General features: G+C 71.8%; 19 protein-coding genes. 11 read left to right on the top strand and 8 right to left on the bottom strand.

Annotation, left to right across the window (positions count from 1 at the left end):
• Positions 1–3: 3 nt before the first annotated feature.
• From QGN30_RS07745 to QGN30_RS07735, 3 genes are all read right to left on the bottom strand, one after another.
• Positions 4–1,116: a hypothetical protein gene (locus QGN30_RS07745; protein WP_014380964.1), complete on the bottom strand. Its 1,113-nt coding sequence runs from the start codon at positions 1,114–1,116 to the stop codon at positions 4–6.
• On the bottom strand, positions 1,113–2,510 hold the full coding sequence (locus tag QGN30_RS07740) for a phosphomannomutase/phosphoglucomutase (RefSeq protein ID WP_041787100.1): 1,398 nt from the start codon (positions 2,508–2,510) through the stop codon (positions 1,113–1,115). The genes QGN30_RS07745 and QGN30_RS07740 overlap by 4 nt, the downstream gene beginning before the upstream one ends.
• Before the next feature lie 82 nt (positions 2,511–2,592).
• Positions 2,593–3,039 carry a DUF3499 domain-containing protein gene (locus tag QGN30_RS07735; protein WP_193375011.1) on the bottom strand — a complete coding sequence of 149 codons (447 nt, stop codon included), beginning with the start codon at positions 3,037–3,039 and terminating at the stop codon, positions 2,593–2,595.
• A gap of 201 nt (positions 3,040–3,240) precedes the next feature.
• Between QGN30_RS07735 and QGN30_RS07730 the strand changes: the two genes are divergently transcribed.
• Positions 3,241–3,663, top strand: coding sequence for a metallopeptidase family protein (locus QGN30_RS07730; RefSeq protein ID WP_009955382.1), 423 nt, complete (start codon positions 3,241–3,243; stop codon positions 3,661–3,663).
• Between the two features lie 16 nt (positions 3,664–3,679).
• Here QGN30_RS07730 and QGN30_RS07725 read toward each other — a convergent pair whose 3' ends face one another.
• Positions 3,680–4,018: a WhiB family transcriptional regulator gene (locus tag QGN30_RS07725; protein WP_014380966.1), complete on the bottom strand. Its 339-nt coding sequence runs from the start codon at positions 4,016–4,018 to the stop codon at positions 3,680–3,682.
• Positions 4,019–4,407: 389 nt separating this feature from the next.
• Here QGN30_RS07725 and cofD point away from each other — a divergent pair, with 389 nt between their 5' ends.
• The 4 genes from cofD to QGN30_RS07705 are packed head-to-tail and all read left to right on the top strand — an operon-like array spanning position 4,408 to position 8,927.
• The gene (gene cofD / locus QGN30_RS07720) at positions 4,408–5,409 is read left to right on the top strand and encodes a 2-phospho-L-lactate transferase (RefSeq protein ID WP_095580546.1); all 1,002 of its coding nucleotides are present in this window, start codon (positions 4,408–4,410) and stop codon (positions 5,407–5,409) included.
• The gene (locus QGN30_RS07715; RefSeq protein ID WP_233042194.1) at positions 5,406–6,758 is read left to right on the top strand and encodes a coenzyme F420-0:L-glutamate ligase; all 1,353 of its coding nucleotides are present in this window, start codon (positions 5,406–5,408) and stop codon (positions 6,756–6,758) included. The genes cofD and QGN30_RS07715 overlap by 4 nt, the downstream gene beginning before the upstream one ends.
• A gap of 28 nt (positions 6,759–6,786) precedes the next feature.
• Positions 6,787–8,385 carry a class I SAM-dependent methyltransferase gene (locus QGN30_RS07710; protein WP_248923216.1) on the top strand — a complete coding sequence of 533 codons (1,599 nt, stop codon included), beginning with the start codon at positions 6,787–6,789 and terminating at the stop codon, positions 8,383–8,385.
• Complete coding sequence (locus QGN30_RS07705; RefSeq protein WP_041787101.1) at positions 8,382–8,927, top strand: NUDIX hydrolase; 546 nt, start codon at positions 8,382–8,384, stop codon at positions 8,925–8,927. The genes QGN30_RS07710 and QGN30_RS07705 overlap by 4 nt, the downstream gene beginning before the upstream one ends.
• Positions 8,928–8,981: 54 nt before the next feature.
• Here QGN30_RS07705 and QGN30_RS07700 read toward each other — a convergent pair whose 3' ends face one another.
• Genes QGN30_RS07700 through rfbD form a run of 3 tightly spaced genes read right to left on the bottom strand, consistent with a single transcriptional unit; the run spans position 8,982 to position 11,830 of the window.
• Positions 8,982–10,058, bottom strand: a complete 1,077-nt coding sequence (locus tag QGN30_RS07700) for a sugar phosphate nucleotidyltransferase (protein ID WP_008259820.1) — start codon at positions 10,056–10,058, stop codon at positions 8,982–8,984.
• A 1-nt stretch (position 10,059) separates the two neighbouring features.
• A complete protein-coding gene (locus tag QGN30_RS07695; protein ID WP_008259824.1) occupies positions 10,060–10,950 on the bottom strand; it encodes a glycosyltransferase family 2 protein in 891 nt (296 codons plus the stop codon).
• A complete protein-coding gene (gene rfbD / locus QGN30_RS07690; RefSeq protein ID WP_233042195.1) occupies positions 10,943–11,830 on the bottom strand; it encodes a dTDP-4-dehydrorhamnose reductase in 888 nt (295 codons plus the stop codon). The genes QGN30_RS07695 and rfbD overlap by 8 nt, the downstream gene beginning before the upstream one ends.
• A gap of 124 nt (positions 11,831–11,954) precedes the next feature.
• On the opposite strand from rfbD, the gene QGN30_RS07685 reads away from it, so the two are divergent.
• From QGN30_RS07685 to ctpC, 4 genes are all read left to right on the top strand, one after another.
• On the top strand, positions 11,955–13,427 hold the full coding sequence (locus QGN30_RS07685) for an LCP family protein (protein WP_233042196.1): 1,473 nt from the start codon (positions 11,955–11,957) through the stop codon (positions 13,425–13,427).
• Positions 13,428–13,433: 6 nt separating this feature from the next.
• Positions 13,434–14,150: a TIGR03089 family protein gene (locus tag QGN30_RS07680; RefSeq protein WP_201406210.1), complete on the top strand. Its 717-nt coding sequence runs from the start codon at positions 13,434–13,436 to the stop codon at positions 14,148–14,150.
• Between the two features lie 106 nt (positions 14,151–14,256).
• On the top strand, positions 14,257–14,538 hold the full coding sequence (locus QGN30_RS07675; protein ID WP_008259830.1) for a DUF1490 family protein: 282 nt from the start codon (positions 14,257–14,259) through the stop codon (positions 14,536–14,538).
• Between the two features lie 8 nt (positions 14,539–14,546).
• Entirely contained in the window at positions 14,547–16,763 is a 2,217-nt protein-coding gene (gene ctpC / locus QGN30_RS07670) for a manganese-exporting P-type ATPase CtpC (protein WP_014383193.1), read from the top strand.
• 6 nt (positions 16,764–16,769) lie between these two features.
• Here the strand turns inward: ctpC and QGN30_RS07665 are convergent, their stop codons facing one another.
• Positions 16,770–17,420, bottom strand: coding sequence for a cation transporter (locus QGN30_RS07665; protein ID WP_014380976.1), 651 nt, complete (start codon positions 17,418–17,420; stop codon positions 16,770–16,772).
• A gap of 158 nt (positions 17,421–17,578) precedes the next feature.
• On the opposite strand from QGN30_RS07665, the gene QGN30_RS07660 reads away from it, so the two are divergent.
• The gene (locus QGN30_RS07660) at positions 17,579–18,493 is read left to right on the top strand and encodes a class I SAM-dependent methyltransferase (RefSeq protein ID WP_014385685.1); all 915 of its coding nucleotides are present in this window, start codon (positions 17,579–17,581) and stop codon (positions 18,491–18,493) included.
• A 15-nt stretch (positions 18,494–18,508) separates the two neighbouring features.
• Positions 18,509–19,705 carry a CaiB/BaiF CoA transferase family protein gene (locus QGN30_RS07655; protein ID WP_233042199.1) on the top strand — a complete coding sequence of 399 codons (1,197 nt, stop codon included), beginning with the start codon at positions 18,509–18,511 and terminating at the stop codon, positions 19,703–19,705.
• Positions 19,706–19,708: the final 3 nt, after the last annotated feature.

The following is a 19,708-nucleotide window of genomic DNA, read 5'->3' as shown; positions in this document are numbered from 1 at the left end:
TATTTATCCCCGCACCAGTCGCATGTAAACCGCGGCCATCTCCAGCCGGACGGCTAATACTGCCAGCTGCTGCTCGACGCGACCGGGACCCCCCAGCGCAGGCGAAACACCGGAGCCGGCCGAGCCGCCGGGACCGTCGGGCACATCCTCGGCGGCGAGCAGGTACACGTCGTCGAGCCCGGCCGTCCGGGCGGCCACCACGGTCTGCTCGGCCGCCAGGATGATCGCCAGCACCCGCAGCCGCGGCGGCAGCGGCCCGTCGATCTCCTCGTCGTGGAACAGGGCGGCGTCCGGATCGGCGATGGCGCCCCCGAAACCGGACGAGGCCGCGGCGCGCAGGGCGACCACCGCGTCCGCCAGCCCGGTGGCCGGGGTGACCTGGTTCGCGATCCGCAGCAGCACCGAGCTGCCGTGCCGGGCCAGGGCCAGCGTCGCGGCGCCGTCGCCGGCCAGCGCGATCTGGCGGTCGGCGATGCGCGCGGCCAGCAGCTTCGCCGGATTGGTGAACAGCTCGCGGGCGGCGCTGTTGCGCAGCGCCTCGGCGTCGAGCTCGTCGGCGAGCAACGCCAGGTCCACGCTGGGCCGTGGGTCGACGGCGTGCACCACCGCGAGCCCGGCGGCCAGATACCGGCACAGCCCGAATTCGTCGGGAACCCCCAGCCGGGGCGCCAGCACCGCCGCGTGCCCGGCCGTGGCGTCGCGCAACGGACCCTCGTAGGGCGCGGCCACCACGACCCGCGCGCCACGGCGCACCCCGGTCGCGGCGGCGGCGACCAGCGCGGGGTCGCCGGGGTCGTCGCCCGCGACGATCAGCACGTCGAGCGGCCCCACCCACGGGGGCGCCTCGCCGGCCAGCGTGAACGGCTGGGACGCCACCGAATTCAACGTCGCGGCCAGGATCGCCCCGGCGGTCTCCGCGGTGCCGCGGCCCGACACCCAGATCACGCTGCGCGGACGGTCCTCGGCGCTCAGCGGGTCCAGCGCGCCCTCCTCGACCGCGGTGGCGATCGCACGCACCTGCGCGCCGGCCGACGACGCCGCCCGCAGCAGGCCGTCGCGGTCGGCGGTCAGCAGGCCGTCGGTGTCTTCGAGATCGATTGCCTGGGTGGCGTTCACGGGGCGGCCTCCGCGCGCGGGGTCTGCGCGGCGATTTCGGCGCTGATCTGGGCGACCACGGCGCCGACGTCCTCGGCGGTGCGGCCCTCCACGTTGAGCCGCAGCAGCGGCTCGGTGTTCGAGCTGCGCAGGTTGAACCAGTTGCCGTCGCCCAGGTCGACCGTCACGCCGTCCACGTGATCGAGGGAGTGGATGCGGGTGCCGAACGATCTCAGCACCGCCTCGGTGCACTGCGCGGCGTCGGCCACGGTGAAGTTGATCTCGCCGGACGATTCGTAGCGCTGGTAGTCCGCGGTCAGCTCGGACAGCGGGCGGTCCTGCTCCCCGAGCGCCGCCAGCACGTACAGCGCGGCCAGCATCCCGGAGTCGGCGCCCCAGAAGTCGCGGAAGTAGTAGTGGGCCGAATGTTCGCCGCCGAAGATCGCGCCGGTGTCGGCCATCAGCGCCTTGATATAGGAGTGGCCCACCCGCGAGCGCAGCGGTGTGCCGCCGCGCTCGCTGACCAGTTCGGGCACCGCGCGCGAGGTGATCACGTTGTGGATGATCGTCGCGCCGATCTCGCGGCCCAGCTCGCGCGCGGCCACCAGGCTGGTCACCGTCGACGGCGACACGGGGTTGCCGCGTTCGTCGACCACGAAGCAGCGGTCGGCGTCCCCGTCGAAGGCCAGCCCGATGTCGGCGCCGGTCTCGCGCACGAACGTCTGCAGGTCCACCAGGTTGGCGGGCTCGAGCGGGTTGGCCTCGTGATTGGGGAAGGAGCCGTCGAGCTCGAAGTACAACGGCAACAACGTGATCGAGGCGATCGGGCCGAGCACCGCGGGGGTGGTCAGGCCGGCCATGCCGTTGCCGGCGTCGACGGCCACGCGCAGCGGGCGCAGCCCCGAGGTGTCCACCAGGGACCGCAGGTACTGCCCGTAGTCGGCCAGCACGTCGCGGTCGGAGACGGTGCCGGGTGGGCCGTCGTAACCCTGCACGCCGGCGATGACGTCGTCGGCGATGACGCGCAATCCGCTCTCGGCGCCGACCGGTTTGGCCCCCGCCCGGCAGAGCTTGATTCCGTTGTAGGCGGCGGGGTTATGGCTCGCGGTGAACATCGCGCCGGGGCAGTCCAGCAACCCGGAGGCGAAGTAGAGCTGATCGGTGGAGGCCAGACCGACGCGCACCACGTCGAGGCCCTGGCCGGTGACGCCGGCGGCGAAGGCCGCGGCCAGGGTGGGCGAACTGTCGCGCATGTCGTGGCCGATCACGACTTGGCGGGCGCCCTCGGCGCGCATCAGTCTGGCGAAGGCTGCGCCCAAATCGGTGACCAGCGGCTGGTCGAGCTCTTCGCCGACTAGACCACGCACGTCGTACGCCTTGACGACACGGTGGACAGTCGCGGCGGGCCGAGACATGCGGGACTCCTGACGACGTGAACTCTTGGCCGTCAGCCTATCGGGCCGAAGAGAACACGAGCCGCGGTGCGGGCGGATTCGCCTAGTCGCTGGGATCGGGCAACACACGCAGGTGCCCGCGGCGCCTTCCGGACCGATGCTCCGGCGGGGCGAGCACGCTGCTGCTGGGCGCGGTGGCCTGGGTGCCGCCGTGATGGAGGTGCGGGTCGGCGAAGCCGTTCACGGGCGTTGGGGCGCCGCCGTACGGCGCGCCGCGATCCCCCGAACCTCCTTCGCGGACGGCGTCGGCCAGGGCGACCAGGTCGTCCTCGTCGGGGTGGGTGGGCAGGGGGCCGGCATGGCGCACCAGCTCCCATCCGCGGGGGGCGGTGATGCGGCCGGCGTGGTTGACGCACAGATCCCAGGAGTGCGGTTCCCGAGCGGTCGCCAGCGGGCCGACGACTGCCGTCGAGTCCGAATAGACGAACGTTAGGGTCGCCACGGCGTAGTGCGGGCACCCGGGCCGGCAACAGCGACGGGGAACGTTCACGCTCGAAAGGCTATCGTGCGCAAACGCCGCCGAAGCGCCGGACACGCGCAACCGGACGGCCGCCGATGTCCAACCGTTACCATCGGCCCAATGAGTGAATCCCGCGGCGATTCGCGCAGCTCCCCGCAAAGAGATCGGTTTTCGGACGGATCGGCTCCGCGCCGGCCCGCCGGCCATCGACGGTTCCGCCGGGGTCGCGAGATGCGCGGGGCGCTGCTGCCCCCCAGCGTGCCGGGGTGGCGCAGCCGCGCCGAGCGGTTCGACATGGCGGTGCTGGAGGCCTACGAGCCCATCGAGCGGAGCTGGCACGACCGGCTGGCCGACCTCGACGTGGCGGTCGATGAGATTCCGCGGATCGCGGCCAAGGATCCCGACAGCGTGCAGTGGCCGGCCGAGGTGATCGCCGACGGGCCGATCCCCCTGGCCCGGTTGATCCCGGCCGGTGTCGACATCCGCGGCAACTCCACGCGGGCGCGAATTGTCCTGTTCCGCAAGCCAATTGAGCGACGGGCGAAGGACACCATCGAACTCGGCGACTTGCTGCACGAAATCCTGGTGGCCCAGGTCGCCATCTATCTCGACGTTGAGCCATCGGTCATCGATCCGACGATCGACGACGAATAACGACGGTGCGCGGCTTTTAGATGATGCCGCGCTTGAGGCGGCGGCGCTCGCGTTCGGAGAGACCGCCCCAGATCCCGAAGCGCTCATCATGCTCGAGGGCGTACTCGAGGCACTCGTGGCGCACCTCGCAACCCAGGCAGATCTTCTTGGCCTCGCGGGTGGAACCACCCTTTTCCGGGAAGAAGGCCTCGGGGTCGGTCTGGGCGCACAGCGCCCGGTCCTGCCACTGGTCGGCGACGGGCGCCGGCAACGGCTCGGGCTCGAATGCGCCTGGCGCATCAGGAACCACGGTCAAATGCGGCCGGGCGGGTCGGGCCGGCGCCGAGTCGATCGGGGTGTGCGGCGTGCTCGCCATTGCGCCTCGAAAAGTTTCGTAAGACATACGGTCGTCCGCCTCCTCAGCTTGATTGAGAAAGAGTGATTGATTTCCCACTGTTCTGATGTACAGACAATTCGAACAAGTGATCGAATCTCGGTCTGCGACACCGGAGTCGGCCGGCCAACCGGGAAATGACACTGATGTGATTAGACACGGGTTGATCTGCCGGGTCAAGCACTTCGGCGCATTTCCATACCATCTCGTGATCGAATTTCGGCGTTTCTGTTGCTTTGGGCCGTCGGCGTGTTGATCACATAGCTCACAACTTCCCCACAAGTCGTGGGGAGCCCCGACTTTGAGGCAGGCCCGACGGGCCCACCACCGCACGCTCGTCGGGCAGTACTGTCGTGCTGTGTGAGGCTCAAGTGAAGGTCACCGTCCTGGTCGGTGGGGTTGGCGGCGCCCGCTTCCTGCTGGGGATTCAACAGTTGTTCGGGCTGGGTCAGTTTCACACGCAAGGGCGCCCAGACACGAAAGCCGGCAGTCACGAGCTGACGGCGATCGTCAACGTTGGCGATGACGCCTGGATCCACGGACTGCGAGTCTGCCCCGATTTGGACACCTGCATGTACACCTTAGGTGGAGGTGTCGACCCGGAGCGAGGGTGGGGGCACCGCGACGAAACCTGGCACGCCAAAGAGGAATTGGCGCGCTACGGGGTGCAGCCGGACTGGTTCGGACTCGGCGACCGCGACCTGGGCACCCACCTGGTGCGCACGCAGATGCTCAACGCCGGCTACCCGCTGTCACAGATCACCACGGCGCTGTGCGACCGCTGGCAACCGGGCGCGCGGCTGCTGCCCGTCACCGACGACCGCTGCGAGACGCACGTGGTGATAACCGATCCCGACGACGGCAGCCGGCGGGCCATCCACTTCCAGGAATGGTGGGTGCGCTACCGCGCCCAGGTGCCCACCCACAGCTTCGCGTTCGTCGGCGCCGAAAAAGCAGCGGCCACAACCGAAGCCACAGCGGCCATCGCCGAGGCCGACGTCATCCTGCTGGCCCCGTCGAATCCGGTGGTGAGCGTCGGCGCCATCCTGGCGGTCCCCGGCGTTCGCGGCGCGCTGCGGGCGTCCAAGGCCCCGGTCGTCGGCTACTCGCCGATCATCGGTGGAAAGCCGTTGCGCGGCATGGCCGATGCCTGCCTGTCGGTGATCGGCGTCGAGTCCACCGCCGAGGCCGTCGGCCGCCACTACGGCGCGCGTCGGGGCACCGGCATCCTGGATGGCTGGCTGGTGAGTGAAGGCGACGGCGCCGACATCGAGGGCGTCGCGGTGCGCTCGGTGCCGCTGGTGATGACCGACCCCGAGGCGACCGCCGAGATGGTCCGCGCCGGGCTGGAGCTGGCGGGGGTGGCGCCGTGACCCCCTCCCCCGGCGAGCACGGCACCGCCGCCGCGATCGAGATCCTGCCCGTCGCCGGGCTGCCCGAATTCCGGCCGGGCGACGATCTGGGCGCGGCCGTCGCCGCGGCCGCGCCGTGGCTGCGCGACGGCGACGTCGTGGTGGTCACCAGCAAGGCGGTGTCCAAATGTGAGGGGCGGCTGGTGCCGGCGCCCCGCGACCCGGAGGAGCGCGATCGGCTGCGGCGCAAGCTGGTCGACGACGAGGCCGTTCGGGTGCTGGCCCGCAAGGGCAAGACCTTGATCACCGAGAGCCGGATCGGGCTGGTGCAGGCCGCCGCGGGCGTGGACGGCTCCAACGTCGGGCGCGACGAGCTGGCCCTGCTGCCCGTCGACCCGGACGGCAGCGCCGCCACGCTGCGCGCCGCGCTGCGCGAGCGGCTCGGCGTCGAGGTCGCCGTCGTCATCACCGACACCATGGGCCGCGCCTGGCGCAACGGCCAGACCGACGCGGCGGTGGGTGCCGCGGGACTGGCTGTGCTGCACGGCTATTCGGGGGCGCTCGACCAGCACGGCAACGAGTTGCTGGTCACCGAGGTCGCGATCGCCGACGAGATCGCCGCGGCCGCCGACCTGGTCAAGGGCAAACTGACCGCGATGCCGGTGGCGGTGGTGCGCGGCCTGTCCGTGACCGACGACGGCTCGACGGCACGGGACTTGTTGCGGCCCGGCACCGAAGACCTGTTCTGGCTCGGCACGGCCGAGGCGATCGACATGGGCCGCCGCGAGGCGCAGCTGCTGCGCCGATCGGTGCGACGGTTCAGCGCCGACCCGGTCCCGGCCGATCTGGTGGAGGCGGCCGTCGCCGAGGCCCTCACCGCGCCGGCCCCCCACCACACCCGCCCGGTGCGGTTCGTCTGGCTGCAGCACCCGGGCACCCGGGCCCGGCTGCTGGACCGCATGAAGGACAAGTGGCGCCGCGACCTCGCCGGCGACGGCAGGCCCGCCGAGGCCATCGAGCGCCGGGTGGCGCGCGGCCAGATCCTCTACGACGCGCCCGAAGTCGTCATCCCGATCCTGGTTCCCGACGGCGCCCACTCCTATCCGGACGCCGCCCGCACCGACGCCGAGCACACCATGTTCACCGTGGCTGTCGGGGCGGCCGTGCAGGCCCTGCTGGTCGCGCTGGCGGTGCGCGGGCTGGGCAGCTGCTGGATCGGGTCGACGATCTTCGCCGCCGACCTGGTGCGCGCCGAGCTCGACCTGCCCGCCGACTGGGAGCCATTGGGCGCCATCGCCATCGGCTACGCCGCCGAGCCCGCCGGCCCGCGCGACGCCGCGGATCCCGGGGACCTGCTGATCCGCAAGTGAGCCGTCGTTTTTCCGAGATACTAAGCCCATGAACTTCGCGGGCAAGGCGGCGGTTTCGGCCGACAAGGTCCGCGGCGGCTACTACACCCCGGCACCGGTGGCGCGCTTTTTGGCCAGCTGGGTTCGCGAGGCCGGCCCCAAGATCGTCGAACCCTCCTGCGGTGACGGCGCGATCCTGCGCGAGCTGGCCGCGCTCAGCGACCGGGCCCACGGCGTCGAGCTGATCGCGCGCGAGGCGGCCAAGGCCCGCCGGTTCGCGCCCGTCGACACCGACAGCCTGTTCACCTGGATTGCCCGCGCCGCCGAAGCCGGCGCCGGCGGCTGGGACGGGGTCGCCGGCAATCCGCCCTACATCCGGTTCGGCAACTGGGCGTCCCAGCACCGCGACCCCGCCCTGGAGCTGATGCGCCGCGAGGGGCTGCGCCCGACCAGGCTGACCAACGCGTGGGTGCCGTTCGTCGTGGCCGCCACACTGCTGGTGCGCGACGGCGGGCGGGTGGGCCTGGTGCTGCCGGCCGAGCTGCTGCAGGTCTCCTATGCCGCGCCGCTGCGCGACTTTCTGGTGAGCCGATTCCGCGACATCACGCTGCTGACCTTCCAGCGCCTGGTGTTCGACGGCATCCTGCAAGAGGTCGTGCTGTTCTGCGGCGTAAGGGACACGGGCGGGTCCGGCCCCGCCCGCATCCGGACCGTGCACCTACGGGACGCCGACGCGCTGGCGCGGGCGGACCTCGAGGCCGGATGGGCGCCCGCGCTGCTGCACGAAAACGAGAAGTGGACCAAGTACTTTCTGGACCCCGCCGCGATCCGGCTGCTGCGCGCGCTCAAGGGCTCCGGCGCCCTGCTCCCGCTCGGGTCCGTCGCCGAGGTCGACGTCGGCATCGTGACCGGGCGCAACGCGTTCTTCACCCTGACCGACGCCCAGGCGGCGGAGCTGGGTTTGCGGCCGCACTGCGTGCCGCTGGTCTCGCGCAGCGCCCAGCTGTCCGGGCTGGTCTACGACACCGATTGCCGGGCAAGCGATCTCGCGGCCGGGCACCGCGGCTGGCTGCTCAACGCGCCACGCGAGCCGGCCGATCCCGCGTTGATCGCCCACATCCGCGCCGGGGAAGCCGCCGGCGTGCACCGCGGCTACAAGTGCTCGATCCGCACGCCCTGGTGGCGGACGCCGTCGCTGTGGGCGCCGGATCTGTTCCTGCTGCGCCAGATTCACCGGGCGCCGCGGCTGACCGTCAACGGCGTGGGCGCGGTGAGCACCGACACCGTGCATCGGGTGCGCCTGCCCGGTGAGGACCCCGTCGACCCGGCGGCGCTGGCCGCGGTGTTCCACAACAGCGTGACGTTCGCCTTCGCCGAGATCATGGGCCGCAGCTACGGCGGGGGCGTGCTAGAGCTCGAACCCCGCGAGGCCGAGCAGCTGCCCATCCCCGCGCCGGCACACGCCGATCCCGACCTCGCCGTCGATGTGGACCTGCTGTTGAAGGCGGGCGAGATCGACAAGGCGCTCGACCTCGTCGACCGTCGCGTGCTGATCGGCGGGCTGGGACTGCCGGCCGAGGCGGTGGCGGACTGCCGCCGGGCGTGGGCATCGCTGGCCGATCGCAGGAAACGGCGGCGCACCCGGTGAGCCTGCGGGAGTCGGTGATCGCGACCCTGTCCGGCTGGGAACCCCCCGACGCGGGCCAGGATTCGTTGCGGCACGCCGTCTTGGCGTTCGTCGCGGCCCGCGACGACGCGTGCCGCCGCGAGTGTGTGCCGGGGCATGTCACCGCGTCGGCGCTGGTGCTCGATGACGCCGGCGACCGGGTGCTGCTGACGTTGCACCGCCGCCTGGGCCGGTGGGTGCAGCTGGGCGGCCATTGCGACGACGACGACGCCGACATCGTCGCCGCGGCGTTGCGCGAGGCCACCGAGGAGTCCGGGGTCGACGGGCTGCGGATCGAGCCCGAATTGGCGGCCGTGCACGTGCACCCGGTGGTGTGCTCGCTGGGCGTGCCGACCCGGCATCTGGATTTGCAGTTCGTGGCGCACGCGCCGGCCGGCGCGCGGATCGCGATCAGCGACGAGTCGGAGGACCTGCGCTGGTGGCCCGCCGACGAGTTGCCGGAGGGCACCGATCACGCGCTGGCGTACCTGGTGTCGCGGGCGCTCCGTCGAGCGCCCGGCTAGCCGCACATTCGCAGCCGAGTGCCCGGCTAGCCGGGCACTCGTCGGGAACGGCCTTCAGACGTCGGACGAGTAGCGGATCCCGCCGTCGGGAATCGAGACACCGGGCCACACCCGGGCGCCGCGCAGCAGTTCGCACCGCGCGCCGATGTCGGCGCCGTCGCCGATCACCCCGTCGCGGATCAGCGCCCGCGGGCCGATGCGCGCGCCGAACCCGATGATCGAGCGCTCGATGACGCTGCCCGCCTCGACCTTGGCCCCGTCGAAGACCACCGCGCCGTCCAGCCGGACGCCGGGCCCGATCTCGGCGCCGCGCCCCACCACGGTCCCGCCGATCAGCACCGCGCCCGGCGACACCGCCGCGCCGTCGTGCACCAGCTGCTCGCCGCGGTGGCCGTGCAGGGCGGGAGACGGCGCGATGCCGCGCACCAGATCCGCCGATCCCCGGACGAAGTCTTCCGGGGTGCCCATGTCGCGCCAGTAGCTGGCGTCGACGTAGCCGCAGACCTTGACGCCGGGATCGGACAGCAGCGCGGGGAACACCTCGCGCTCCACCGAAACCTCACGGCCGCGCGGGATCCGGTCGATCACGCGGCGCGAGAACACGTAGCAGCCGGCGTTGATCTGGTCGGTCGGCGGATCCTGCGTCTTCTCCAGGAAGGCGGTGACCCGGCCGTCCTCGGTGCTCACACAGCCGAAGGCCCGCGGGTCGCCCACCCGCACCAGGTGCAGGGTGACGTCGGATTCCTGGGCGCGGTGGAAGTCGAGCATCTGGCCCAAATCGGCGCCGGAGAGCACGTCGCCGTTGAACACCATGGCGGTGTCGTGCCGCAGGTGGCCGGCGACGTTGGCGATGCCGCCGCCGGTGCCCAGCGGGCTCTCCTCGGTGACGTATTCGATCTGCAGGCCCAGCTTCGAGCCGTCACCGAACTCCGCCTCGAAGACGCCGGCCCGATACGACGTGCTCAAGATGACGTGCTCGATGCCCGCCGCGGCGACCCGCGACAGCAGATGGGTGAGGAACGGCAGTCCGGCCGTGGGCAGCATGGGCTTGGGCGCCGACAGCGTCAGCGGCCGCAGCCGGGTGCCCTTGCCGCCGACCAGGATCACGACGTCGACTTGTGGAGTTCCCACCTCAGTGTCGCCCTTCTACCAGTTTCGCCCGGCCCGACGCGCGCACCGCGCTGCGCACCATCAGGCGGGAACGTACCGCCAACGAGGCGCGCAGCGCCCAGCGCAGCGGCGCGCGCAACCAACCGGCATGCCGGTCGGCCAGAAACATATACGTGCTCTTGTGATGAGCGGCCAGGTGGCTGGCCGGGTCCCCGCCCGTGGAGTGGCCCTTGTGGTGCAGGACTTCCGCCGACGGCACGTAGACGGACAGCCAGCCGGCCTTGCCGAGCCGGTCGCCGAGGTCGACGTCCTCCATATACATGAAGTAGCGCTCGTCGAACCCGCCGATCTGGCCGAACGCCGACCGGCGCACCAGCAGGCACGACCCCGACAGCCAGCCCACCGGGCGCTCGCTGGGCTCCAGCCGCTCCTGGCGGTACGCCGCCGACCACGGGTTGGTTTTCCAGAACGGCCCGACGACCGCGTGCATGCCGCCGCGGATCAGGCTGGGCAGGTGCCGCGCCGACGGATACACCGAGCCGTCGGGATCGCGGACCAGCGGGCCCAGCGCGCCGGCGCGCGGCCAGCGCGACGCGGCGTCCAGCAGGGCGTCGATGCTGCCCGGTCCCCACTGCACGTCCGGGTTGGCCACGATCACCCACTCGTCGTCGCGGTCCAGCTGCGCGACGGCGCGATTCACCGCGGTGCCGTAGCCGAGGTTGGCTCCGGTGTGAAACAGCCGCACGTTGGGATAGCGATCGACCGCCGCCTGCGGGGTGCCGTCGGTGGAGCCGTTGTCGGCCAGCAGCACGCACACCTCCCGCTCCGTGGCCAGCGACAGCGAGGCCAGGAAGCGCTCCAGATGCGGGCCCGGCGAGTAGGTCACCGTCACGACCGGCAGCACGTCAGTCACGCGTAGAGGGTAACGGTCGATCGGCCGCGGCCAGGGCCGCGACAAGCGCGGGGCGCCAGGGCCGCAGCGGCCGCAGCCCGGCCGCCGCGGACTGGCCACCCGACAGCGCGGAGTAGGCCGGCCGCGGCGCCGGCCGGGGAAAGCGGTCGGTGCCGACCGGACGCACCCGCGCCGGGTCGGCGCCGCACTCCTCGAAGACGGCGCGGGCCTGCTCGAACCGCGAGACCGCGCCCTCGTTGGCGGCGTGCAGGATCGGGCCGGGCACGCGGTCGTCGACGATCTGCAGCAGCGCGGCGGCCAGGTCGCCGACGTAGGTCGGCGAGCCGATCTGGTCGTCGACCACGTCCACCGGGCCGTCCCCGGCGGCCAGCCGGCGCATGACGGCGACGAAGTCCTTGCCGGCGCCGCCGGTGTAGACCCAGGCGGTGCGGACGACGACCGCCTCGGGCAGCGCGGCCAGGACGGTCTGCTCCCCCGCGGCCTTGCTGCGGGCGTACACGCCCTGCGGCGCGGTCTGATCGCTGGGCTCGTACGGCCGCGGTGCGGCGCCGCCGAAATCGCCATTGAAGACGTAGTCGGTGGAGACGTGGATCAACCGGGCGCCGGCCCGCGCGCAGGCCCGCGCGATGTGCCCGGGACCGGCCTCGTTGACCGCAAAGGCGCCCGCCTCGTCGGTCTCGGCGCCATCGACATCTGTGTAGGCCGCGCAGTTGATCACCACGTCACCGCGCTGCACGATCCGTTCGGCGGCCGCGGGGTCGGTGATGTCCCACTGCGACGACGAATGCGCCAGGACCTCCCGGCCCTGATCCGCCGCCAGCGAGCTCAAATAGCCGCCCAGCTGCCCACCGGCGCCGGCGATCACGATCCTGCCTGACATGGTTCGAGTTTGGCATGGCCCGGCGAAGCCCAGAAAAGCGCGGGCCCAAGAAATCGCGGGGTAGCGCGGGCCACGCCGCGATCGGCTACCCGTGAAGCTCGTGTGTCGCAAGTAATGTAGTGGGATGCCTGTGCAACGTGTGGTTCGTGTGATTGCCACCGTGCTGACGCTCGCGGTCGTCGTCGGCACCGGGATCGCGTGGAGCAATGTCCGGTCCTTCGAAGACGGCATCTTTCACATGTCGGCACCCTCGCTGGGCAAGGGCGGCGACGACGGCGCGATCGACATCCTGTTGGTCGGCCTCGACAGCCGCACCGACGCGCACGGCAACCCGCTGTCCCAAGAGGAACTCGAGACGCTGCGGGCCGGCGACGAGGAAGCCACCAACACCGACACGATCATCCTGATCCGCATCCCCAACAACGGGAAGTCGGCGACCGCGATCTCGATCCCGCGCGACTCCTACGTCGCCGCCCCCGGCCTGGGCAAGACGAAGATCAACGGCGTCTACGGCCAGACCCGGGAGGCCAAGCGCGCCAGCCTGGTCCGGGCCGGCGACGCCGCGGCGGACGCGGCCGCCCAGGGCACCGAGGCCGGCCGCGAGGCGCTGATCAAGACCGTCGCCGACCTGACCGGCGTCACCGTCGACCACTACGCCGAGATCGGCCTGCTGGGCTTCTCGCTGATCACCGAGGCCCTCGGCGGCGTCGACGTCTGCCTCAAAGAGCCGGTGTTCGAACCCCTTTCGGGTGCCGACTTCCCGGCGGGCCCGCAACGGCTCAGCGGCCCCGAAGCCCTCAGCTTCGTGCGCCAGCGCCACGAACTGCCGCGCGGCGACCTGGACCGGGTGGTGCGCCAGCAGGTGGTGATGGCCTCGCTGGCCCACCGGGTCATCTCCGGCAAGACGCTGTCCAGCCCCACCACGGTGCGGCGCCTGGAAGCCGCCGTGCAGCGTTCGGTGGTGATCTCGGCCGGGTGGGACGTGATGGATTTCGTGCAGCAGATGCAGAAGCTGGCCGGCGGCAACGTCGCGTTCGCCACCATCCCGGTGCTCGACGGCGCCGGCTGGAGCGACGACGGCATGCAGAGCGTGGTGCGGGTGGACCCGCACCAGGTGGCCGACTGGGTGAACGGACTCCTGCACGAGCAGGAGGAGGGCAAGACCGAGGAGATCGCCTACACGCCCGCGAAGACCACCGCCAGCGTCGTCAACGACACCGACATCAACGGGCTGGCCGCGGCCGTGTCAGACGTGTTGAGCGCCAAGGGTTTTGCCACGGGCACGGTGGGCAACAACGACGGCGGGCACGTCAAGGCCAGCCAGGTCCGCGCCGCCAAGAGCGACGACATGGGGGCCAAGGAGGTCTCCAAGGAATTGGGTGGGCTGCCGGTGATCGCCGACGCCTCGCTGGCGCCGGGCGCGGTGCGGGTGGTGCTGGCCAACGACTACAGCGGCCCGGGCTCGGGCCTGTCGGGCACCGAGACGATCATGCCCGCGCGGGTGTCCACCGCCGGCGCGGTGGCCACCAACCCCAACGTCCCCCCGCCGTCGCCGATCCTGACCGCCGGCTCCGACAAACCGGAGTGCATAAACTAACGACCCGTGCAGCAACCGAGCACGCTGAGCGGGGCCATCCTCGATCCGATGTTGCGGGCCGACCCGGTCGGCCCGCGGATCACCTACTACGACGACGCGACCGGCGAGCGCATCGAGTTGTCCGGGGTGACGCTGGCCAACTGGGCCGCCAAGACCGGCAACCTGTTGCGCGACGAACTGGGGGCCGGGCCGGCCAGCCGCGTCGCGATCCTGCTGCCCGCGCACTGGCAGACGGCCGCGGTGCTGTTCGGGGTGTGGTGGATCGGCGCCGAGGCGGTGCTGGCGGGGCCGGCCGACCTGGCGCTCTGCACCGCCGAGCGCCTCGACGAGGCCGACGACGCGGTGGCCGGGGGCGAGGTCGCGGTGCTGTCGCTGGACGCGTTCGGCCGCCCGGCACCCGACCTGCCGATCGGTGTGACCGACTACGCCACCGCGGTGCGGGTGCACGGCGACCAGATCGTTCCCGAACCGCGCCCGGGGCCCGCGCTGGGTGGCCGCTCGGTCGACGAGGTGCTGGCGGATTGTCAAACATCCGCGGCGGCAAGGGGTTTGACGTCGAGCGACCGCGTGCTGTCCGGCAAGCCGTGGACCGAACCCGCCGAGCTGGTGGACAACCTGCTGTCGATCATGGCCGTCGGCGCCTCGCTGGTGCAGGTGGCCAACGCCGATCCGGACGCGCAGTCGCGCCGCATCGAGACCGAAAAGGTCACCCGGGTGCTCTGAGGCGGGGCCCCCGCCCCGGCACGATTCATATTGATATCGCAATATTTCGATGTTAACGTCGAGCGAGCACGGGCTGAACACGCGGACGACGAGGAAGGTTGCGGCAATGGCGGTGTACGGGCTCTTGGCGAAGGCGGCGGGGACGGTCGTCACCGGGCTGGTCGGCGTGACGGCCTACGAGGTGGTGCGCAAGGCCGTGGCCAAGGCGCCGCTGCACGAGACCGCGGTGAAGGGCGCCGAGCTCGGTCTGCGCGGCACCCGCAGGGCCGAGGAGGCCGCCGAGTCGGCGCGCCTGCGGCTCGCCGACGTCATGGCCGAGGCCCGCGAGCGCATCGGCGAGGAGGCGCCCACGCCGTCGATCGCAGAACCCCACGACCACGAGCACTGATCGCCGCTATGGACCTCGCCCTAGTCCCCGACGTTGACGACGAGGTGCGGGCGAAAGACCCCGCGCTGCAGGTGATTTCCGACGCCGCCGGACGTATGCGGGTCGCGGTCGCCTGGGTGCGCGCCGATTCGCGGCGCGCCGTGGCGGTCGAGGAGGCCGTCGCCAAGTGCGAGGGCGTGCGGGTGGTGCACGCCTACCCGCGCACCGGGTCGGTGGTCGTCTGGTATTCGCCGCGGCGCTGCGACCGCTCCTCGGTGCTGGCGGCCATCGGCGACGCGGCGCACGTCGCCGCCGAACTGATCCCGGCGCGCGCGCCGCACTCCACCGAGATCCGCAACGCCGACGTGCTGCGCATGGTGATCGGCGGCGCGGCGCTGGCGCTGCTCGGGATGCGCCGCTACGTGTTCGCGCGGCCGCCGCTGCTCGGCCCCAGCGGCCGGCTGTTCGCCACCGGTGTCACCGTCTTCACCGGCTACCCCTTCCTGCGCGGCGCGCTGCGCTCGCTGCGCTCCGGCAAGGCCGGGACCGACGCGCTGGTCTCCGCGGCGACCGTGGCGAGCCTGGTGCTGCGGGAGAACGTGGTCGCGCTGACGGTGCTATGGCTGCTCAACATCGGCGAGTACCTGCAGGATCTGACGCTGCGACGGACCCGTCGGGCCATCTCGGAGTTGCTGCGCGGCAACCAGGACACGGCGTGGCTGCGGCTCGACGACGGCCCCACCCCGCGCGAGGTCCAGGTGCCGATCGACACCGTGCAGATCGGCGACGAGGTCGTGGTGCACGACCACGTCGCGATCCCGGTCGACGGCGAGGTGGTCGACGGCGAGGCCGTCGTCAACCAGTCCGCGATCACCGGGGAGAACCTGCCGGTCAGCATCGTGGCCGGCGCGCACGTGCACGCAGGTTCGGTGGTGGTGCGCGGACGCCTGGTGGTGAGGGCCAGCGCGGTCGGCAACCAGACCACCATCGGGCGCATCATCGCCCGGGTCGAAGAGGCGCAACACGACCGGGCGCCGATCCAGACCGTCGGCGAAAACTTCTCCCGCCGTTTCGTTCCCACCTCGTTCATCGTCTCGGCCATCACGCTGGCGATCACCGGTGACGTCCGCCGGGCGATGACGATGCTGCTGATCGCCTGCCCGTGCGCGGTGGGTTTGGCCACCCCGACGGCGATCAGCGCGGCGATCGGCAACGGCGCGCGCCGCGGCATCCTGATCAAGGGCGGTTCGCACCTCGAGCAGGCCGGCCAGGTGGACGCGATCGTGTTCGACAAGACCGGCACGCTCACCGTCGGACGCCCGGTGGTCACCAACATCATTGCGCTGCACAAGGACTGGCAGCCCGAACAGGTGCTGGCCTACGCGGCCAGCTCGGAGATCCACTCGCGGCACCCGCTGGCCGAGGCGGTGATCCGCTCCACCGAGGAACGCCACATCACCATCCCGCCGCACGAGGAGTGCGAGGTGCTGGTCGGGCTGGGCATGCGGACCTGGGCCGACGGCCGGACCCTGCTGCTGGGCAGCCCCGGGCTGCTGCGCTCCGAAAAGGTCAGGGTGTCCAAGAAGGCGTCGGAATGGGTGGACAGGCTGCGCCGCCAGGCCGAGACGCCGCTGCTGCTGGCCGTCGACGGCACGCTGGTGGGTTTGATCAGCCTGCGCGACGAGGTGCGGCCGGAGGCCGCCGACGTGCTGAAGAAGCTGCGCGCCAACGGTATTCGCCGGGTGGTCATGCTCACCGGGGATCACCCGGACATCGCCGAGGTGGTGGCGCGCGAACTCGGGATCGACGAGTGGCACGCCGAGGTGATGCCGGAGGACAAGCTCGCGGCGGTGCGCGAGCTGCAGGACGAGGGCTTCATCGTCGGGATGGTCGGCGACGGCATCAACGACGCGCCCGCGCTCGCGGCCGCCGACATCGGCATCGCGATGGGGCTGGCCGGAACCGACGTCGCCGTGGAGACCGCCGACGTGGCCCTGGCCAACGACGACCTGCATCGCCTGCTCGACGTGCGGGACCTCGGGGCCCGCGCGGTCGACGTCATCCGCGAGAACTACGGCATGTCGATCGCCGTCAACGCCGCCGGGCTGATCATCGGGGCGGGCGGCGCGCTGTCCCCGGTGCTGGCCGCGATCCTGCACAACGCGTCGTCGGTGGCGGTGGTGGCCAACAGCTCCCGGCTGATCAGATACCGGTTGGATGCGCCGCGCAACGGCAGCGGCAACTGACCCGGCTCAGCAGCCGCACTGCTCGCCGCGCCAGGCGCGCACGCCCTGCCACACGGCGACACCGGCGATCGCGAGCCCCACGGCGGGGTCGATCCACCAGGCGCTCGACCACAGCGCCGTCGCCGCGAGGCCGATCAGCACCCCGGCCGCCTGGGCGCCGCACAGGTAGTTCTGGATCCCCTCCGCCTCGGTGGCGCCCGAGCCCAACCGCGCGCCCAGGCGGTGGTTGGCCCGGCCCAGCACCGGCATGAGCAGCAGGGCCAGGGCGGTCAGCGCGATCCCGATCACCGACGTCTCGGCGCGGTGCTCGCCGACCAGCTCGCGGATGGATTCGGCGGCGATGTACGGGGCGGTGAGCCAGAACGACACCGCGACGCCGCGTTGTGCGCGCCGCTCGGCGCTCGGGGAAAAGGTGCGCGCGCCGCTGAACCGCCACACCACCATCGCGCTGGCCAGCGCCTCCGACGCCCCGCCGAGGGCCCAGCCGGTCAGGGCGATGGAGCCGACCGAGAGTCCCTGCCACAGCCCGACGGCGCCCTCGACGAGCACCACGGCCAGGCTGATCCACGCCAGCCGGCGCGCCCACGCGGCGCCGCGCCGCCAGCCGGCGTCGTGCGCGGCGGTGCATTCCCGCGTCAGGGCGGCCGATGTGGTCATTGGGCCAGGTTAGCGAGCGCGCGGCGGGGCCGGGGTCGCAACACCCGGCCGTGATCGATCTGTGTCGCGCCGCCGGCACGGCGGGGCCCGGCCCGCCGGCCGCCGCCCGGCGTTGGTAGTTATTGTGGCTAACCAGTAGACCCGAAGGGATTTCCGCGATGGCGCGCACCGACGACGACACCTGGGACCTGGCGACCAGCGTGGGCGCGACCGCCACCATGGTGGCCGCGGGACGGGCCCGGGCCACCCGGGACGGCCTGATCGACGACCGGTTCGCCGAGCCGCTGGTGCGCGCGGTGGGTGTCGACTTCATGACCCGGTGGGCGGCCGGTGAACTCGATTCTGCCGACGTCGACGAGCCCGGCGCCGCGTGGGGCATGCAGCGCATGACCGACATGATGGCCGCCCGCACCCGCTACATCGACGCGTTCTTCGCCGAGGCGGGGGCGGCCGGCATCGGTCAGGTGGTCATCCTCGCCTCCGGCCTGGATGCGCGCGCCTACCGGCTGCCCTGGCCCGCGGGCACCACGGTGTTCGAGATCGACCAGCCGCAGGTGCTCGAGTTCAAGGCCGCCACCATCGCCGACCTCGGCGCCGAGCCGACCGCCGAGGTGCGCAACGTCCCGGTCGACCTGCGCCACGACTGGCCGTCGGCGCTGCGCCAGGCCGGCTTCGATGCCGGGAGACCCGCCGCCTGGGCCGCCGAGGGGCTGATCGGCTTCCTGCCGCCGGAGGCCCAGGATCGGTTGCTGGACAACATCACCGACCTGTCGGCCGACGGCAGCCAGTTGGTTGCCGAGGTGTTCGCGAACACGGGCACCAGCGGGGACGCGCTGAACGCGGCGAGCGAAAAGTGGCGGCAGGGCGGCCTCGACATCGCGCTGGGCGACCTGGGCTTCCCCGGGCCGCGCAACGACGTGGCGACCTACCTGCAGCAGAAGGGCTGGCAGCCGGTGCGCACGCCGCTGAATCAGCTGCTGGCCAACACCGGGCTCCCGCTGCAATCGACCGACCCCGAGGCGCCCTTCGCCCAGAACTACTACTGCACCGCGGTGCGCAGCGCGGCGCGTTGAGGAAGGCAGGCACCAGTGCCAAACAGCAAGCCACCCAAGCCACTTGACGGATTTCGGGTGCTCGACTTCACCCAGAACATCGCCGGGCCGATGGCCGGCCAGGTGCTGGCCGACCTGGGGGCCGAGGTCATCAAGGTCGAGGCGCCCGTCGGCGAGGCGGCCCGCCACATCACCGCGGTGCTGCCCGGCCGCCCGCCGCTGGCCACCCTGTTCCTCCCCCACAACCGCGGCAAGAAGTCGGTGATGGCGGACCTGCGCGACGACGAGGCCAAGCAGCAGATCATGCGGCTGGTCGACACCGCAGACGTTGTGCTGGAAGGGTTTCGGCCCGGGGTGATGGAACGCATGGGACTGGGACCCGACGAGCTGCAATCCCGCAACCCCAAACTCATCTACGCGCGCCTCTCGGCCTACGGCGGCAACGGCCCGGAGGGCAGCCGGCCCGGCGTGGACCTGATGGTCGCCGCCGAATCCGGCATGACCACCGGGATGCCCACGCCCAGCGGCAAACCCCAGATCATCCCGTTCCAGCTCGTCGACGCCGCCAGCGGACACGTGCTGGCGCAGGCGGTGCTGGCCGCGCTGCTCAACCGCGAGCGCCACGGCGTGGCCGACGTCGTGCGGGTCGCCATGTACGACGTCGCGGTCAGCCTGCAGGCCAGCCAGCTGACCATCCACCTGAACAAGCCCAACGCGGAACCCAAGCCGTCCGACTCAACGCCAAAGCCCAAGCGGCGCAAGGGTGTTGGGTTCGCCACCCAGCCGTCGGACGCCTTCAAGGCGGCCGACGGATACCTGGTGATCAGCGCGTACGTGCCCAAGCACTGGGACAAGCTGTGCGAGATCATCGGCCGCCCCGACATGCGCGAGGACGAGCGGTTCATCGACCAGCGCGCCCGGGCGCTCAACTATCCGGAGCTCACCGAGGAACTCGAGAAGGCGCTGGCCGCCAAGACCGCCGACGAATGGGTCCGGCTGCTGCAGGACGGCGGCCTGATGGCCTGCCACGCCTACACCTGGAAGCAGGTGGTCGGCACCGCGCTGTTCGCGGAGAACGAGCTCGCCCTGCCGGTCGGTGAGGGTGAGGACGCGGTCACGGTGATCCGCACCCCGGCACGCTATTCCAGCTTCGACGCTGACGCCACCGACCCTCCCCCGGCCCTCGGGCAGCACACCGAGGAGTATCTGGGCGCACCGCAACCCGCGTCCTGAGTC

Origin of the sequence: Mycobacterium sp. 3-98, assembly GCF_035918355.1 — a bacterium.
Taxonomy (GTDB): Bacteria; Actinomycetota; Actinomycetes; order Mycobacteriales; family Mycobacteriaceae; genus Mycobacterium; species Mycobacterium intracellulare.
The sequence above is the reverse complement of the archived record's forward strand: the minus strand, read 5'-3'. Positions and strand labels throughout refer to the sequence as shown.

What these genes read in the sequence shown, in the direction of transcription:
- QGN30_RS07740 (WP_041787100.1), bottom strand. Translation starts at nt 2,510, where the DNA reads ATGTCTCGGCCCGCCGCGACTGTCCACCGTGTCGTCAAGGCGTACGAC.
- QGN30_RS07730 (WP_009955382.1), top strand. Translation starts at nt 3,241, where the DNA reads ATGCGCGGGGCGCTGCTGCCCCCCAGCGTGCCGGGGTGGCGCAGCCGC.
- QGN30_RS07725 (WP_014380966.1), bottom strand. Translation starts at nt 4,018, where the DNA reads ATGGCGAGCACGCCGCACACCCCGATCGACTCGGCGCCGGCCCGACCC.
- QGN30_RS07710 (WP_248923216.1), top strand. Translation starts at nt 6,787, where the DNA reads ATGAACTTCGCGGGCAAGGCGGCGGTTTCGGCCGACAAGGTCCGCGGC.
- rfbD (WP_233042195.1), bottom strand. Translation starts at nt 11,830, where the DNA reads ATGTCAGGCAGGATCGTGATCGCCGGCGCCGGTGGGCAGCTGGGCGGC.
- QGN30_RS07685 (WP_233042196.1), top strand. Translation starts at nt 11,955, where the DNA reads ATGCCTGTGCAACGTGTGGTTCGTGTGATTGCCACCGTGCTGACGCTC.
- QGN30_RS07675 (WP_008259830.1), top strand. Translation starts at nt 14,257, where the DNA reads ATGGCGGTGTACGGGCTCTTGGCGAAGGCGGCGGGGACGGTCGTCACC.
- ctpC (WP_014383193.1), top strand. Translation starts at nt 14,547, where the DNA reads ATGGACCTCGCCCTAGTCCCCGACGTTGACGACGAGGTGCGGGCGAAA.
- QGN30_RS07665 (WP_014380976.1), bottom strand. Translation starts at nt 17,420, where the DNA reads ATGACCACATCGGCCGCCCTGACGCGGGAATGCACCGCCGCGCACGAC.
- QGN30_RS07660 (WP_014385685.1), top strand. Translation starts at nt 17,579, where the DNA reads ATGGCGCGCACCGACGACGACACCTGGGACCTGGCGACCAGCGTGGGC.